This window comes from Micromonospora sp. NPDC049230, from assembly GCF_040647875.1.
Lineage (GTDB): Bacteria > Actinomycetota > Actinomycetes > Mycobacteriales > Micromonosporaceae > Micromonospora.
In genome coordinates, this window is record NZ_JBEZCZ010000006.1 from 105,499 (window position 1) to 120,091 (window position 14,593).

The 14,593-nt window shown below is 71.9% G+C and carries 15 protein-coding genes; 10 read left to right on the plus strand and 5 right to left on the minus strand.

Annotated elements, in window-relative coordinates:
* Window positions 1-51 precede the first annotated feature (51 nt).
* The 3 genes from AB0A95_RS07650 to AB0A95_RS07660 all read left to right on the plus strand — a co-directional run bounded on the left by AB0A95_RS07650 (window position 52) and on the right by AB0A95_RS07660 (window position 2,720).
* Window positions 52-1,101, plus strand: a complete 1,050-nt coding sequence (locus tag AB0A95_RS07650) for an acyl-CoA desaturase (protein WP_357554817.1) — start codon at window positions 52-54, stop codon at window positions 1,099-1,101.
* Between the two features lie 174 nt (window positions 1,102-1,275).
* The gene (locus tag AB0A95_RS07655) at window positions 1,276-1,569 is read left to right on the plus strand and encodes a 4a-hydroxytetrahydrobiopterin dehydratase (protein WP_357554818.1); all 294 of its coding nucleotides are present in this window, start codon (window positions 1,276-1,278) and stop codon (window positions 1,567-1,569) included.
* Window positions 1,566-2,720, plus strand: coding sequence for an FHA domain-containing protein (locus AB0A95_RS07660; RefSeq protein WP_357554819.1), 1,155 nt, complete (start codon window positions 1,566-1,568; stop codon window positions 2,718-2,720). Before AB0A95_RS07655 ends, AB0A95_RS07660 begins: the two co-directional genes overlap by 4 nt.
* Before the next feature lie 97 nt (window positions 2,721-2,817).
* Here AB0A95_RS07660 and rocD read toward each other — a convergent pair whose 3' ends face one another.
* The 3 genes from rocD to AB0A95_RS07675 form a co-directional block, all read right to left on the minus strand.
* Window positions 2,818-4,032, minus strand: a complete 1,215-nt coding sequence (rocD, locus tag AB0A95_RS07665) for an ornithine--oxo-acid transaminase (protein ID WP_357554956.1) — start codon at window positions 4,030-4,032, stop codon at window positions 2,818-2,820.
* A complete protein-coding gene (gene ddaH / locus AB0A95_RS07670) occupies window positions 4,032-4,847 on the minus strand; it encodes a dimethylargininase (RefSeq protein WP_357554957.1) in 816 nt (271 codons plus the stop codon). Before ddaH ends, rocD begins: the two co-directional genes overlap by 1 nt.
* 627 nt (window positions 4,848-5,474) lie before the next feature.
* Complete coding sequence (locus tag AB0A95_RS07675; protein WP_357554820.1) at window positions 5,475-6,398, minus strand: thrombospondin; 924 nt, start codon at window positions 6,396-6,398, stop codon at window positions 5,475-5,477.
* Window positions 6,399-6,637: 239 nt separating this feature from the next.
* Here AB0A95_RS07675 and AB0A95_RS07680 point away from each other — a divergent pair, with 239 nt between their 5' ends.
* Together AB0A95_RS07680 and AB0A95_RS07685 are read left to right on the plus strand one after the other, a co-directional pair.
* Window positions 6,638-6,814 carry a DUF397 domain-containing protein gene (locus tag AB0A95_RS07680; RefSeq protein ID WP_357554821.1) on the plus strand — a complete coding sequence of 59 codons (177 nt, stop codon included), beginning with the start codon at window positions 6,638-6,640 and terminating at the stop codon, window positions 6,812-6,814.
* 205 nt (window positions 6,815-7,019) lie between these two features.
* Complete coding sequence (locus AB0A95_RS07685) at window positions 7,020-7,829, plus strand: DNA-formamidopyrimidine glycosylase family protein (RefSeq protein WP_357554822.1); 810 nt, start codon at window positions 7,020-7,022, stop codon at window positions 7,827-7,829.
* A 172-nt stretch (window positions 7,830-8,001) separates the two neighbouring features.
* Here the strand turns inward: AB0A95_RS07685 and AB0A95_RS07690 are convergent, their stop codons facing one another.
* Window positions 8,002-8,868 (minus strand): aminoglycoside phosphotransferase family protein, encoded by an 867-nt coding sequence (locus tag AB0A95_RS07690; RefSeq protein ID WP_357554823.1) that lies wholly within the window; start codon window positions 8,866-8,868, stop codon window positions 8,002-8,004.
* Between the two features lie 185 nt (window positions 8,869-9,053).
* On the opposite strand from AB0A95_RS07690, the gene AB0A95_RS07695 reads away from it, so the two are divergent.
* Entirely contained in the window at window positions 9,054-9,929 is an 876-nt protein-coding gene (locus AB0A95_RS07695; protein WP_357554824.1) for a TIGR03619 family F420-dependent LLM class oxidoreductase, read from the plus strand.
* Complete coding sequence (locus tag AB0A95_RS07700; protein ID WP_357066782.1) at window positions 9,926-10,351, plus strand: nucleoside deaminase; 426 nt, start codon at window positions 9,926-9,928, stop codon at window positions 10,349-10,351. The genes AB0A95_RS07695 and AB0A95_RS07700 overlap by 4 nt, the downstream gene beginning before the upstream one ends.
* Window positions 10,352-10,390: 39 nt before the next feature.
* Here AB0A95_RS07700 and AB0A95_RS07705 read toward each other — a convergent pair whose 3' ends face one another.
* Window positions 10,391-10,870, minus strand: a complete 480-nt coding sequence (locus tag AB0A95_RS07705; protein ID WP_357554825.1) for a MarR family transcriptional regulator — start codon at window positions 10,868-10,870, stop codon at window positions 10,391-10,393.
* 101 nt (window positions 10,871-10,971) lie between these two features.
* Here AB0A95_RS07705 and AB0A95_RS07710 point away from each other — a divergent pair, with 101 nt between their 5' ends.
* The 3 genes from AB0A95_RS07710 to AB0A95_RS07720 all read left to right on the plus strand — a co-directional run bounded on the left by AB0A95_RS07710 (window position 10,972) and on the right by AB0A95_RS07720 (window position 14,499).
* Window positions 10,972-11,952, plus strand: coding sequence for an NmrA/HSCARG family protein (locus AB0A95_RS07710; protein WP_357554826.1), 981 nt, complete (start codon window positions 10,972-10,974; stop codon window positions 11,950-11,952).
* 331 nt (window positions 11,953-12,283) lie between these two features.
* A complete protein-coding gene (locus tag AB0A95_RS07715) occupies window positions 12,284-13,549 on the plus strand; it encodes an AGE family epimerase/isomerase (RefSeq protein WP_357554827.1) in 1,266 nt (421 codons plus the stop codon).
* Window positions 13,546-14,499 (plus strand): carbohydrate kinase, encoded by a 954-nt coding sequence (locus tag AB0A95_RS07720; protein WP_357554828.1) that lies wholly within the window; start codon window positions 13,546-13,548, stop codon window positions 14,497-14,499. Before AB0A95_RS07715 ends, AB0A95_RS07720 begins: the two co-directional genes overlap by 4 nt.
* Window positions 14,500-14,593: the final 94 nt, after the last annotated feature.

The following is a 14,593-nucleotide window of genomic DNA, read 5'->3' on the forward strand; positions in this document are numbered from 1 at the left end:
ACAGTAGGCCCGAACCACACCGGTTCAGGCACAAGTGGATCGGGAGCAGTGATGGCGCTCGGAGCGGTGGCGGAACCGCCGGTACGACGGCGAGGCAGTGACTACGCACAGTTGTCCCGACGGATCAGCCAGGCGGGCCTGCTCGAACGGCGCCCCGGCTGGTACGTCACCCGCATCACGCTCACCCTCGGCGCCTTCGTGGCCGGCTGGATCGCCGTGTTCCTGCTCGGCGACTCCTGGTGGCAGCTGCCGCTCGCGGCGGTGATGGCGGTGGCCACCACCCAGGTCGCGTTCCTCGGGCACGACGCCGGTCACCGGCAGATGTTCCGACGCCGTGGCGCCAGCGAGCTGGTGGGGCTGTTCGCCGGCAACGTGGCGGTGGGGATCAGCTACGGCTGGTGGGTCGACAAGCACAACCGGCACCACGCCAACCCGAACCACGAGGACGAGGACCCGGACGTCGGCGCGGGTGCCCTGGTGTGGACGCCCGAGCAGGCGCTGGAGACGCGGGGGTTCGGCCGTTGGATGGCTCAGCGGCAGGCGTACTTCTTCTTCCCGATGCTCCTGTTGGAGGGCCTGAACCTGCACGTGGCGAGCATCCGGGCGATCGTCGGCCGGGAGGACGGCAAGTACACCGTCCCGATGCGACACCGGGCGGTCGAGGCCGCGCTGCTCGTCGCGCACACCGTCGGCTACGTGGCGCTGCTGCTGGCGGTCATGTCGCCGGTCAAGGCGCTGCTCTTCGCCGTCGTGCACCAGGCGCTGTGGGGCCTCTACATGGGCTGCGCGTTCGCACCCAACCACAAGGGCATGCCGATGCCGACCGCCGAGGACGAGCTGGACTTCCTGCGTAAGCAGGTGCTGACCTCCCGCAACGTGCGCGGCAGCCGACTTGTGGACACCACGCTGGGTGGGCTCAACTACCAGATCGAGCACCACCTCTTCCCGAACATGCCCCGGGCCAACCTGCGCCGGGCCCAGCCGATCGTGCGTGCCTACTGCGTCGAGCAGGGCATCCCGTACGCCGAGACAGGGCTGATCGAGTCGTACCGGCAGGCGCTCGGCCACCTGCACGAGGTGGGCCGGCCGCTGCGCGGCTGAACGGCACGGCCGCTGCGCGGCTGGTGCGAGGACTGATCGATGGGGCGGCATCTGATGATGCCGCCCCATCGACGCGTCTGGGCAGGTTGATCGAGACGGTTGGCTGGCCTGGGTGGAGTCGGTGGCACGGTGGCGCGTCCGGCCCGACGGACGCGCCACCGGTAGGGTCTGCTCATGGCAGACCTGCTCACCGCGGACGCGGTGCGAGAAGAGCTGGGCCGGTTGCCCGACTGGTCGGGCGACCCGACCGGCATCGGTCGTACGGCTCAGCTCGGCAGTTTCCCGGCCGCCATCGCGGTGGTGGACCGGGTGGCGGCGGTGGCTGAGGAGCTTGACCACCATCCCGACATCGACATCCGATGGCGGACCCTGACCTTCCGCTGTGTCACGCACTCGGCCGGTGGGGTCACCCACCGGGACGTCGAGCTGGCCCGGCAAATCGACGACATCGTCCGGAGTGCGTCATGAGATTCGAGATCAGCAAGGTTCTGGATGCCATCGAGGGTCGGGTCTGCACGGACCCGTCACTGGCGCGGGCGGTGGTCGATCTGGCCGAGGTGATCCGCTACCAGGACATCGACGGTGGGCGGCCGGCCAGCCTGCTACGGCTGGGCATGGTCATCGACGCGCTCTCCCGCGAGTTGGAGGAGGACAGCGTCCAGGTCTACGCGATCGTGCACCGGGCGTTGCTCTCCGACGCCGACCTCACGTCCAACGAGCGGATGGTGGTGCGCCGCTGGGCCGACGACGGGCTGGTCGAGGTGCTCGACAATCCGGGCGACCGGATGTTGGAGGTGGCCGACCTGCTCGGGTTGCCGGTGCTCAGCCGGGTCCGCTTCGACGGGCTGCGCGGGCGGTTCCCGTGGCTGGTCGAGCAGCCCGGTCGGGTGGTCGCCCCGGTGCCGGGCGCCGGTGGGCCGGTGTTCATCGCGCACGTCGGTGGCGGGCACTCGCCGGTCGCCGGCAAGCGCTCGCCGACCGGGGCGAAGCTGCTGGCCCGCCAGTGGCGCTGCCCGGAGTCGGGATGCGCGTTGTTCGGCGGCGGTGGTGGGGGTGGCGCGTTCGCCGACCTGGCCGGGGGTGCCGACCGCAGTCCGGCCGCACAGCCACCGCCCGCGCTGCGCAACGGCGTGCCGACCTGCCCCCGACACGGCGTACGCCTCGGCGACGGCGGCCCACGGCCGCGCAGTGAGGTGCTCGCGGTGCGCGTCGGCGGTCTGGTCCGGCGGCGGTTCGTGCTCAGTGAGGAGCAGCCGATCGTGGCTGGCCGGGCACCCGAGCAGGACGGCGGGATCATGCTCGGCCAGTGGCTCAACGACGAGGCCCGGCGGTGGATCAGCCGCGGTCACGTCCGCTTCGAGCTGCGGGTCGGCGAGGTCATCGTCACCGACGTGAGCACCAACGGCTCCGGCATCCGACCGGCCGGTTCGATGAACGAGTCGGACCGCATCCCGCTGGCCCCGCAGCAGTCCCGGGTGCTCGGCGAGAACGACATGGTGGAGCTGTACCCGGGGGTGCAGATCGGCCGCGCGGAGGAGTTGCCGACCGGCGCCCCGTTCACCCCCACCTCGGTGATGGCCGAGGCCCCCACGATGGCAATGCGCCTACCCCGCCCCTAACCCCGCCCGCGCCAACCCCGGTTGATCATGGAGTTATTGCCACGACACGCCGCGGCAGCGGGCAATAACTTCATGATCAACGCGAGGAGGTGGCGGGTTAGGCGGCCAGGACCTCGGCGAGAGTGGCCACTGCTAGGTCGATCTCTTCTTCGGTGATCACCAGAGGTGGGGCCAGCCGGATGGTGGAGCCGTGGGTGTCCTTGGCGAGCACGCCACGCTGGGCGAGCCGCTCGCACGCCTCCCGACCGCTCATCAGCGCCGGGTCGATGTCCAGACCGGCCCACAGGCCACGGACGCGTACCCCGACGAGGCCCTTGCCGACCAGCCCTCCCAGGCCGGCCCGCAGCCGCTCACCCAGCTCTGCCGAGCGGCGCTGGAACTCCCCGGTGGCCAGCAACCGGACCACCTCGATCGCCACCGCGCAGGCGAGCGGGTTACCGCCGAAGGTCGAGCCGTGCTGGCCGGGCTTGAGCACCCCGAGCACGTCGGCGTTCGCGGCCACCGCGGAGACTGGGATGATGCCGCCGCCGAGCGCCTTGCCGAGTAGGTACATGTCGGGCACGACGCCCTCGTGGTCACAGGCGAAGGTCCTGCCGGTACGCCCCAGGCCCGACTGGATCTCGTCGGCGATGAACAGCACGTCGCGCTCGGTGCAGACCTGGCGTACACCCGGCAGGTAGCCCTCGGGTGGCACCACCACGCCCTGCTCACCCTGGATCGGCTCCAGCAGCACGGCCACCGTGTTCTCGTCGATCGCGGCGGTCAGGGCGTCCAGGTCGCCGTACGGCACGACAGTGAAACCCGGGGTGTACGGCCCGAAGTCGGCGCGGGCGTCCTCGTCGGTGGAGAAGCTCACGATGGTGGTGGTCCGGCCGTGGAAGTTGCCCTCGGCGACCACGATGTTGGCCTGCCCGGCGGGCACGCCCTTGACCTGGTAGCCCCACTTGCGGGCCACCTTGATCCCGGTCTCCACCGCCTCGGCGCCGGTGTTCATCGGCAGCACCAGGTCCTTGCCGCACAGCTCGGCCAGTTCCCGGCAGAAGTCGGCGAACTGGTCGTGGATGAACGCGCGGCTGGTCAGCGTGAGCCGGTCCAGTTGCGCGTGCGCGGCGGCGATCAGCTGCGGGTGCCGGTGGCCGAAGTTCAGGGCCGAGTAGCCGGCGAGGCAGTCCAGGTAGCGGCGCCCGTCCACATCGGTGAGCCAGGCACCCTCCGCGGACGAGATCACCACCGGCAGGGGGTGGTAGTTGTGCGCTGTCCAGCGCTCGGCGTCCCGGACCGCTTCCGGCGTCCGCAGGATGTCATCCACGATCACTGGCTTGCCTTTCCCTGACGAAGTCGCAGCGTGCAGCATTTCGGTCCGCCGCCGGCCCTGAGCAGCTCGGACAGGTCGACACCGATGGTCTCGTAGCCCCGGTCGCGCAGCTTGGCGGCCAGGTCGGTGGCCTGCGCGGGCAGCACCACGTGCCGACCGTCGCTGACCGCGTTCAGCCCCAGCACCTCCGCGTCGGCCATGGTGGCATGCACCGCGTCGGGAAAGAGCCGGCGCAGCACGGCCTGGCTGCCGGGGGAGAACGCTTCCGGGAGGTACGCCACGGTCCGCTCGTCGAGCACTGTCAGCGCGGTGTCCAGGTGGTAGAAGCGCGGGTCGACCAGTTGCATGGTGATCACCGGGTAGCCGAAGACCTCCTGCAACTGGGCGTGCGAGGAGTGTGCCGTGCGGAAGCCGGTGCCGGCCAGCAGGTGGTCGCCGGCCAGCAGGACGTCGCCCTCACCCTCGTTGACGTGCTTCGGGTCGTACATCTCGAAGCCGGCGTCCTCGAACCAGGCCCGGTAGGCCGGCGCCTCGTCGGCGCGCTGCGGGTCGCGGAACTGCACGGCCATCGCCTTGCCGTCGATGACGGTGCCACCGTTGGCGGCGAAGACCATGTCGGGCAGGCCGGGCACCGGAGTGATCTCCTCGACGGTGTGGCCCAGGTCAAGGTACGTCTGGCGGAGCTGCTCCCACTGCCGGACGGCGAGCGCGGCGTCGACCGGGGTGCTCGGGTCCATCCAGGGGTTGATCGCGTAGTCGACGGCGAAGTACGTCGGCCGGCACATCAACAGGCGCTGGCTGGTGGCGTCCATCGTCATTAGTCCTGCTCCCAGGGGTCGGGCGCGCCCGGCCACCGTGGCCCACGGGCTGGCGCCGTTGCTCAACGCTATGCGGCCCCAGCGGCAGGATCCACCACTGAGAGTTGCGCAGATCGAACATTCGTTGCGTCTAGGCGGTCTGCGGCTGCGAATCGTTGCGTCAGGGGTTGCGCCAGCCGGGATTCGGGCTCTGGGCCACCCCGCCGCAGCGTGGGGCCTTGGCTCACCGTGCTCCGCACGCGCTGCTCCCGGTGGGCCTTGGCCACTTTCGCTCTGCGCCCGCCCCTCCTGGCGGGTGGGCCTTGGCCACCCTTTGCTCTGCACCCGCGGAGGCGCCAGCTACAGATCGTGAGCGTCGCCTCGGCGGGTGCAGAGCAAAGGTGCACGCAGGGGGTGGCCGGTCCACTGCCGGCAGGTGGGGTCACTGCCGGGCCAGCGAGCACTCCAAAGGCGACGAGCCATCCCACGGGGAGCTGCCGTGACCCCGGAAACACTTCAGGGGCGGCGAACCGCCGCCCCTGAAAGGGTGTCGCCCGGCCGGTGAACCACCGGATGAGATCGGGCTGCCGGCGAACCGCCGGCTTGTCGCCGGTGCATCACCGGCGAGCGGAACAGTGCCCGCTAGAAACGGTCGACAAACTGTGAGTCAAGCCACTCCCGGAAGCGTTGCACCCAGTCGCCATCCGTGGTCGGCCAGTCGAACTGCCCGGTCATCGCGAGCACCCCGATCACCACCGCGGCCAGCCCGATCAGCACACCGAAGAGCGCGTCGGTCTTGCCGGCGACGTGCCGGCGGCGGGTGGCCATCAGGCCGAGCACCGCGAGCACCGCGCCAAAAGCGCCAAGCCCGATGCCGTACCCGGCCAGAGTGCCGGTCAGCACGAACAGCGCACCCGCGACGGAGACGATCAGGCCGAGGGTGGCGAGCAGGCTGGCCCGCGGCTTCGGGCCGCGCGCCGCGGGCGGCTCCGGCGTGGTCACGCCCGGGGTCGAATCGACCGGACGGTCGGTGGTGACCCGGTCCGTCGTGTCGGACCGGCCGCTGGTGCTGTCGAGGTCGGCGTCCCGGTCGGCGGTACGGGCCACGGTCGGGGCGGTGCCGGTGCGGGTCGCGGTCGCCACCGGGTGGGCGCTGCGGGTCTCGGTCGCCACCGGACGAGCGGTGCGGGTCTCGGTGTCCACCACGGCGCCGGTGCGGGTCTCGCCGTCGACCGGGCGGGCGGTGCCGGTCGCGGTCGCCACCGGGCGGGCGGTGCGGGGGTCGCTGTCGACCGGGCGGGCGGTGGCGGCTCGGGCCACGGCGGCCCGCTCGGCGGCACGCCGCTCGGCTTCGCCGATCTGCCCGCTGGGCGCGGCGGCGCTGCGGTACGTCGTCTGGTCGGCGTCCCGGTCGGTGACCGCCGGTCGGCCGGCGACCTCGTCGGACCGGCCCGTGTCGGTCGCCGTGCTGGCCCGGTCAGCGCCCGGGGTATCGCGGCCGTCGAGGTTCTCGTCCCGCGGCGGTGCCGGCTCGGACCGGCGGGACAGCGAAGGAATCCTGACCACTACACACCTCCTGATAAATGCGTGGTGGCCGTCGGAAGGGGTGGCATCCACGCGGTACCGCCCTGAAATACCCACCTGGGCGTTTCCTGACACCAATCCCGGGTACGGGGTCGCCACGTCGGGCCGTGACCGGCGTCCGGCGGTGATCGGCGTCCGGCGGTGATCGGCGTCCGGCGGTGATCGACTCGGTTTGCAGGAAGTCGGTGTGTCCGCCTCACCGGGACACCCCGGTTTCCTTGATGCCGAGTCGATCAGCGCCGGGCCGGGCCGATTTGCCGGACGTGGGTGCGGACGTGGACCTGCCCGGCGTCGTGGGCGTACGGGACAGTAAGGACCCGACCGGGCCGGCGCTGGCCTTCGCCCCGGCCACCTGGGCTGCGTTCGTGGGCGGCGTCAAGGGGCAGCGCCGGGGCTGACCACGCCGTGCAGGGCGCCCTCCCGCCTTGATCGACTCGCCTTCCTGAAAGTCGCGGTGTCCCGCTCATCACAACACCCCGATTTCCTGAAACCCGAGTCGATCAAGCCCGGCGGTGCCCGGCCCGGCGGTGCCCGGCGGCGATCGGCGCGGCGCATGGCCCGAGGCGGTCGGTGTCTCGGCGCGGCTGGCTATCCTTGGGACCCGTGCCAGAGGGACACTCGATCCACCGCCTTGCGGCCCGGCACGCCGAGCTGTTCGCCGGGGACAAGGTGCACGCCGCCAGCCCGCAGGGGCGCTTCGCCGACGGTGCCGCACGGCTCTCCGGGACGGTGCTGGAGGGCACCGAGGCGTACGGCAAGCACCTGCTGCACCACTATGTCGGCGAGCTGACTCTGCACGTACACCTTGGGCTTTATGGGAAGTTCACCGACGGCTCGGGGGAGCCACCGGAGCCGGTCGGCCAGGTGCGACTGCGACTGGCCAGCGATCGGCACTGGCTGGACCTGCGCGGGCCCACCGCCTGTGAGCTGATCACTCCACCCGAGGTGGCCGCGCTGCGGGCCCGCCTCGGGCCGGATCCGCTGCGCGCCGACGCCGACCCGGAGCGGGCGTACCGCCGGATCTCGCGCAGCCCGACGCCCCTCGCGGCGCTGCTGCTGGACCAGTCGGTGGTGGCCGGCACCGGGCTGATCTTCGTGACCGAGGCGCTGTTTCGGGCCGGACTGTCGCCCACGATGCCTGGCCGCCTGCTGACGCGGGCAGGCTGGGACGCGCTCTGGGCCGACCTGGTCGCCCTGATGCGCTTCGCGGTCGAGCACGGCCGGATCGACACCGTGCGCGACGCGCACCTGCCGGAGGCGATGGGCCGGGCCGCGCGGGTGGACCGGCACGGCGGTGAGGTGTACGTCTACCGCCGCCCCGGCGCGCCCTGCCACGTCTGCGGCACCGAGGTCAGCCGGGGCGAGCTGGCCGGGCGCAACCTCTACTGGTGCCGCACCTGCCAGGTCGGCTGACCGCCAGCGCCACCGCCACGCCAGCGCTACCACCGCGTGCCCTGCCCCCATGATCGTGCTGGAACAAGGAAAGCGTGGCCTCGCGGAGCGGACAGAGCACTACATCCTGGACAAAACCGTTGCGTTAGGGCTGTAGCCGCCGAGTCAACCCGGGACGGGAGCGACTGATCGGTCAGTCGCCGCCGAGCAGCCAGCGGACCACCTCGATCTGGTGCGGAAAGACGACGTCGCCGGCGATGCTCCAGGCCAGCGAGTGCCCGATCGTCCAACCCCGGACCCGCTCGGTGTCCAGCCCGAGGTCGGTGCTGAGCCGGTGCAGTCGGTGCCGGACGGCGGCCGGCGAGTGGCCCAACTCCGGACCGCGCACCATCGGCACGATGGAGAACTCCCGCTCGCCGGTCAGCGGCTTCGGGTCGATCGCCAACCACGGCTCCCGGTCGGCGGCGAGCACGTTGCCGGCGTGCAGGTCCTGGTTGACCAGCACCTGTTCGCCCTGGCTCGACGCCAGGTCGGTGAGCAGGGTGAGCGCCACGTCCAGCAGCCGTCGCTCGTACGGCCGGCCAGCCCGTTCCCACGCGTGAGGCATCCGGTCGATCCACCCGGCGGCCTCCTCGGCCAACGGGGTGAACGGCGTGCCGGCCGCTCGCCAGAGCCGGGGCAGGAGCCCGGTGACCGCGTCCAGCGCCCGGTTCATGGGCAGCTCGTGCAGCGGATCGCCGGGCCGGCAGCGCTCCACCAGCAGGGCACGTCGCGCGGGGTCGTGGGCGAGCAGCCGGATCGCCCCGTCGCCGTTCCAGACGGCCAGCGCGTCGGCCTCGTGCCGGCTGTCGTCGTCCGGGTACTGGAGTTTCAGCACCGCCGCCGTGCCGTCCGGCAGGTCCGCCGGCAGCGCCAGCGAGGCGTACGCCTGCTGGAAGGGCGGGCCGAGACGCAGCGACCACTGCTCGGCGCACTCCACCAACCAGGCCGGGAGGGTGGCGAGCCAGGCCCGGCCGGTCGGTGCCGCGCCTACCCAACCAAGCCCCTCGGGTAGCTCCATCCGGCCATCCTGGGGCAGGGCGTTCATCCGCCGCGCCGGACCGGGCCGGCGTCCGGCGCGGACCACGACCGGGCAGGGCTCGTCAGGGTACGCGGCCCCCACCTGCCGGCCGATCCGCGTCCAGGGCCAGCATCGGCAGGGATCATGGTGTTCACACGCCGGTCCACAGTGGCTAGCGTAAGCCCGTGCACATTGGCGTGAACGTCCCGAACTTCGGCCCGGGCACCGACCCCGACGTGCTGCGACGGTGGGCGCAGACGATCGAGGGACTCGGGTTCGACCTGCTGATGGTCTCCGACCACATCGCGGTGACCCCGGACGTGGCCGAGCAATACCCGGCGCCGTTCTACGAGCCGTTCACCACGCTGTCCTGGCTGGCCGGGGTGACCCGCCGGGTCCGGCTGGGCACCACGGTGCTCATCGTGCCGTACCGCCATCCCCTGCTCACCGCCCGGATGGCGGCGAACCTCAACCGGCTCAGCGGCGGCCGGCTCGTCCTCGGCGTCGGCGTCGGCTGGGCCCGGCAGGAGTTCGAGGCGCTCGGCGTGCCGTTCCAGCGGCGCGGCGCGCTGACCGACGACTACCTGCGCGCGATGCGCGACGCCTGGCAGAACGCCGACGACTACGACTCTGGTGCGATCCCGATCTGGGTCGGCGGCAACAGCGACGCCGGCATGCGCCGCGCCGTTCGACTCGGAGACGCCTGGCATCCGCTGCGCCTCACGCTCGGCGACCTCGCCGACGCGACCGGACGGCTCACCACCATCGCCGACGACCTGGGTCTCCCCGTGCCCGCGCTGATGCCGCGCATCGCACTCCAGGAGACCCGCGACCCGGTCACCGGCCCCGACCGGCTCGCCGGTGTGGGCACCATCGAGCAGATCACCGCCGACCTCGACCAGATCCGGCTGCTCGGCGCGGAGACGGTCGTGCTCGACCCGTTCAACGGCGACCTGACCGAGATCCACCAACCCGAACGCGCCTGGCAGACCCTCGCGGCCGTGGCCGCGTACCGCAAGAGGGCCGTGGCCGCGTACCGCACGACCCAGGAGGTCCGATGACACCCGACGACGAGACGTTTCTCCGCCGCGCCGTGGCACTCGCCAGCCAGGCCGGAGCATCCGGCGAACGGCCGTTCGGCTCGTTGCTCGTCGGGGCGGACGGCACCGTCCTGATCGAGGACCACAACACAGTGGTCTCCGACGCGGACATCACCGCACATCCGGAACTCAAGCTGGCCCGCTGGGCCGCTCGGGAACTCTCTCCCGAGGTGGCCGCCGGCACCACAATGTTCACCAGTTGCCAGCCCTGCCCGATGTGCGCGACTGCGATCGACAGGTCCGGGCTCGGACGGGTGGTGTACGCCCTGTCCAGCGAGCAGTTCGAGGAGGTCAAGCCGGCGACCCCGCCGCTGCCTCCGGTGCGCTACGAGGGGCCGGCGTTGTTCGACGAGGCGCGTCAGCCGATCGACGACTACTACTGACCGCGGCGGTAGGGGAGGCCGTCGACCTGCCGGGGCGGCTCAGTCGGGCTTTGGCCGGGCGCGCAGGCGCTCCATCTGGGCGTGGCTGAGGTCATGGGCGCGCGCCAGGTGGCGGGTGATCACCTCAAGCTCCTCGTCGGTGTGGTCGTCGAGGATCGCCTGCCAGGCTGGGCCGAGGTCGTCCCAGACCGCCGTGACCCGAGCGATCCGGTCCGGCACGGGGCTGACCAGCACCCGGCGCCGGTCCTCCCGGTCGGGCGTGCGCCGCACGAAGCCGCCACGTTCGAGTCGGTCGACCAGACGGGTGGCCGAGCCCGTCGTCAGGCCGGTCATCTCGGCGATCTCCCGCACCGTGCGCGGACCAGGCGCCGCGGTGAGCAGGCTCAGGAACTGCACGTCGGTCGGGTGTAGCCCGAGGTGGTCGGCGATGGCCTGGTTGAACAGGACGTACGAGGCCAGATAGCGGCGGGACGCCATCGACAGCTCCTCGTACCGCCGGGCCCGGCTCGCTGGGGTCATCCACATCACCTCCCATTTAGTTGCGTGACGCAGCGATTCTTCCTAGTCTGCTGCGTGACGCAGCTAATGCGTCGCGCAGCTATCTTACCTCGGGAGGACCCATGCTCACCGTCGCCGTCGGTGGAGCCACCGGAGCGCAGGGCGGGGCCACCGCCCGCGCCCTGCTGAAGGCAGGCCATCGGGTACGCGCACTCACCCGCCGGCCCGACTCCCCGGCCGCCGACACCCTGCGCAACCTCGGCGCCGACGTGCGCCAAGCCGACTTCGACGACCAGGCATCCCTGGACGCGGCGCTCGCCGGAGCCGACTCGCTGTTCGCGGTCACCACCCCCTTCGGCACCGACCGTGCCACCCAGCCGGGCGCCGATCCTGCCGTCGAGGCGCGGCAGGGAGCTGGTCGTGCCGTCGAGGCCCGGCACGGCGCCGGCCTCGCCACCGAGGTGCGGCAGGGCAGGGTCCTCGTCGACGCCGCGGCGGCCGCTGGCCTCGGCCACATCGTGCTGACCACCGTCGCGCACGCGGACCGGGGGACGGGCGTGCCGCACTACGAGAGCAAGTACCTGGTCGAGCAGCACCTGCGCGGCTCCGGTGTGCCCTGGACGATCATCGCGCCGGCCGCATTCATGGACAACTACGCCAGCGGTTGGACCCTCGACGGTCTGCGCCACAGCACATTCGCCTGGCCCATGCCCGCCGACCGGCCGTTCGCCCTCATTCCGGCGGTCGACATCGGCGCGTTCGCCGCGCTCGTCCTGCGGCAGCCCGGCCAGTTCGTCGGGCGTCGCATCGACATCGCCTCCGACCAGCGGACGCCCGCCCAGTTGGCCGAGATCCTCGCCGGTGTCATCGGCCGCGCGATCGACCACCAGCGGGTACCCCTGGCCCGTGTCCGGCAGTGGTCCGGCGACCTGGCGGCCATGTTCGAATACTTCACCGACGTGGGTCTGGACGTCGACGTCGAGGGGCTGCGCCGCGACTACCCGGAGGTCGGCTGGCACGGCTTCGCCGACTGGGCCGCTGCCCAGGACTGGGCCACCCTGCTGTCCGCCACACCCGCCAGCCACGCGCCGACCACGTCCTGACGGCTGCGGCGACGGCGGCACGGTGTGACGTAGCTGGAACTACGGCGGCACGGTGTGACGTAGCTGGAACTACGGCGGTGCGGTGTGGCGCGGCTGGGACTACAGCGGTGCGGTGTGACGCAGCCGAAATTGACAGTCGGCCGGCAGCCGGAGCAGGGTTGAGAAGTGACAACGATGTCAACGGGCAAAAAGGAACAAAGTTCTTCCCGTCGCGTGGCCGGCCTGGCCAGTTGCTTCGTGGCGTACCGTTGACGGTTTTGCGGCGCGGACCCGGTCCGTACGCCGATCCTGGCCATATGTCCCTTCCCTACTCGACGGTGACCCAGCTGAGATGACCGACGTACCCCGATCCGACGCCCTGACGACCCCCGCTCCGGCCGGGTCACCCGACCTGCCCGACCTGGACGACTTCCTCGCCGACCAGACCCGCACCCTGCTCGACACGGCCCGCCGCGCGGTCCGGCCCGAGGGCGGCTTCTGGTGGCTGACCGACGACCGCACCCCGGACCGCGGCGAAGCGGTGTACACCTGGATCACCTGTCGGATGACCCACGTGGCCGCCCTCGCCCACCGCAACGGCGACCCGGACGCCACAGCCCTCGTCGATCACGGAATCGCGGCGCTCAGCACCCTGCTGCGCGACGACCGGTTCGGCGGTTGGTTCAGCGCCGTGGACCAGCAGGGAGCGCCGGTCGACGACCACAAGGCCGGCTACGACCACGCGTTCGTGCTGCTCGCCGCGTCCAGCGCGGCGCGCGCCGGACGACCCGGCGCGGACCGGCTGCTCGCCGACGTGCTGGGCGTGGTTCTGAACCGGTTCTGGGACGACGAGGCGGGCGCGGTCCGCGAGTCGTGGAACCGGGACTGGACGGTCACCGAGGACTACCGCGGCGCGAACAGCAGCATGCACATGGTCGAGGCGTTCCTCGCCGCTGCCGCCGCCACCGGCGACGCGAGCTGGGCCGACCGCGCCCTGCGGATCGCCACCCACCTGGTGCACACCGAGGCCGCCCGGCACGACTGGCGGCTGCCCGAGCACTTCACCGCCGACTGGACGCCGCTGCTCGACTACAACCGCGACCAGCCCGCCGACCCCTTCCGGCCGTACGGCTCGACGATGGGCCACTGGTTGGAGTGGGCCCGGCTGCTGCTGGAACTGGAGGCGGTCCTGCCGCAGCCACCAGACTGGCTGCTCGCCGACGCCCGTACCCTGTTCGCCGCCGCCGTGCGCCGTGGCTGGGCGGTCGACGGCGCCGACGGCTTCGTCTACACGATCGACTGGGACGACCGGCCGGTGGTGCGCTCCCGGATGCACTGGGTGCTCGCCGAGGCCATCGGCGCGGCGGTCACCCTGCACCGCCGCACCGGCGACGGCGTCTACGCCGACTGGTACCGGGTCTTCTGGGCGTACGCGCGCCGCTACCTGATCGACGGCACCGGCTGGCGGCACGAGTTGGACGCGCGGAACCTTCCCGCCGACACGGTCTGGCACGGTCGGCCGGATGTCTACCACGCGTACCAGGCGGTGCTGCTGTCGCGCTCGGCCAACGGGCTCGGTGGCCCCGGCCCGCTCGCGCCCGGCGAGGTGACCGCATGATCGTGGTCGCTGGAGAGGCGCTCATCGACCTGGTGGTCACCGCCGAGGGGCAGCGCGCAGTGCCGGGTGGCTCCCCGGCCAACGTGGCGCTCACCCTGGCCCGGCTCGACCAGCCGGTACGGCTGCTGGCCCGGCTCGGCACCGACGAGTACGGTCGGCAACTCACCGCGCACCTGAGCGCCAACCGGGTGAACCTGGACTGGGCGGTCCGCGCCGCGGAGCCCACCTCGGTGGCGGTGGCCACGTTGAACGCCAGCGGGCAGGCCAGCTACGAGTTCCGGCTGGCCGGCACGGCGGACTGGCAGTGGACGCCGCGAGAGTTGCCCGACCTGGCCGGGTCCCCGGCGACCGCGCTGCACACCGGATCCCTCGCGCTCGCGCTGGCACCCGGGGCCCAGGTGCTGGAGGACCTGCTCGCCCGCGAACACCGCCGCGACGGGCTCACCGTCTCGATCGACCTCAACCTGCGGCCGAGCATCGTCACGGACCGAGCGGCGGAGCAAGCCAGAGTACGCCGCCAGGTGCCCCTCGCGAACGTGGTGAAGGCCAGCGACGAGGACCTCGCCTGGCTCTACCCGGACCGGTCGGTAGGCGACGTGCTGGCCGAATGGCGCGAGGCCGGGGTTTCCTGCGCGGTGGTGACCCGCGGTGGTGAGGGCGCCTGGCTGCTCGCCCCGAACGGATCACTGCACGAACAACCGGCGGTACGCACCACAGTTGTGGACACCGTCGGGGCGGGTGACTCGTTCACCGGGGGTCTGTTGGCCGCGCTGGCCGATCTCGACGCCCTCGGCGACCGACCGGCCGACCGACTCGCCGCGGTGACCGAGCAGCAGTGGAACGCGGTGCTCCGGCAGGCGGCGACGGTGGCCGCGCTGACCTGCGCCCGCCAAGGCGCCGACCCGCCCCGCCAAGCAGAAGTCCAAGCCCTCCTCAACCCAACCCCGTAAAAACCCCGCCCCCCGCCCCCATCCCCGCCCCCGCCCCCGCGATCTTGCACCTTCTGCGGTGCTGAAACGCCTTGTTTCGGACGAACCAACCACC

Excerpts from the sequence above, each read along its gene's own strand:
- AB0A95_RS07680 (WP_357554821.1), top strand. The coding sequence starts at position 6,638 with ATGCCGAGTCGATCAGCGCCGGGCCGGGCCGATTTGCCGGACGTGGGT.
- AB0A95_RS07650 (WP_357554817.1), top strand. The coding sequence starts at position 52 with ATGGCGCTCGGAGCGGTGGCGGAACCGCCGGTACGACGGCGAGGCAGT.
- AB0A95_RS07715 (WP_357554827.1), top strand. The coding sequence starts at position 12,284 with ATGACCGACGTACCCCGATCCGACGCCCTGACGACCCCCGCTCCGGCC.
- AB0A95_RS07720 (WP_357554828.1), top strand. The coding sequence starts at position 13,546 with ATGATCGTGGTCGCTGGAGAGGCGCTCATCGACCTGGTGGTCACCGCC.
- AB0A95_RS07705 (WP_357554825.1), bottom strand. The coding sequence starts at position 10,870 with ATGACCCCAGCGAGCCGGGCCCGGCGGTACGAGGAGCTGTCGATGGCG.
- AB0A95_RS07690 (WP_357554823.1), bottom strand. The coding sequence starts at position 8,868 with ATGGAGCTACCCGAGGGGCTTGGTTGGGTAGGCGCGGCACCGACCGGC.
- AB0A95_RS07660 (WP_357554819.1), top strand. The coding sequence starts at position 1,566 with ATGAGATTCGAGATCAGCAAGGTTCTGGATGCCATCGAGGGTCGGGTC.
- AB0A95_RS07700 (WP_357066782.1), top strand. The coding sequence starts at position 9,926 with ATGACACCCGACGACGAGACGTTTCTCCGCCGCGCCGTGGCACTCGCC.
- ddaH (WP_357554957.1), bottom strand. The coding sequence starts at position 4,847 with ATGGACGCCACCAGCCAGCGCCTGTTGATGTGCCGGCCGACGTACTTC.
- AB0A95_RS07655 (WP_357554818.1), top strand. The coding sequence starts at position 1,276 with ATGGCAGACCTGCTCACCGCGGACGCGGTGCGAGAAGAGCTGGGCCGG.
- AB0A95_RS07710 (WP_357554826.1), top strand. The coding sequence starts at position 10,972 with ATGCTCACCGTCGCCGTCGGTGGAGCCACCGGAGCGCAGGGCGGGGCC.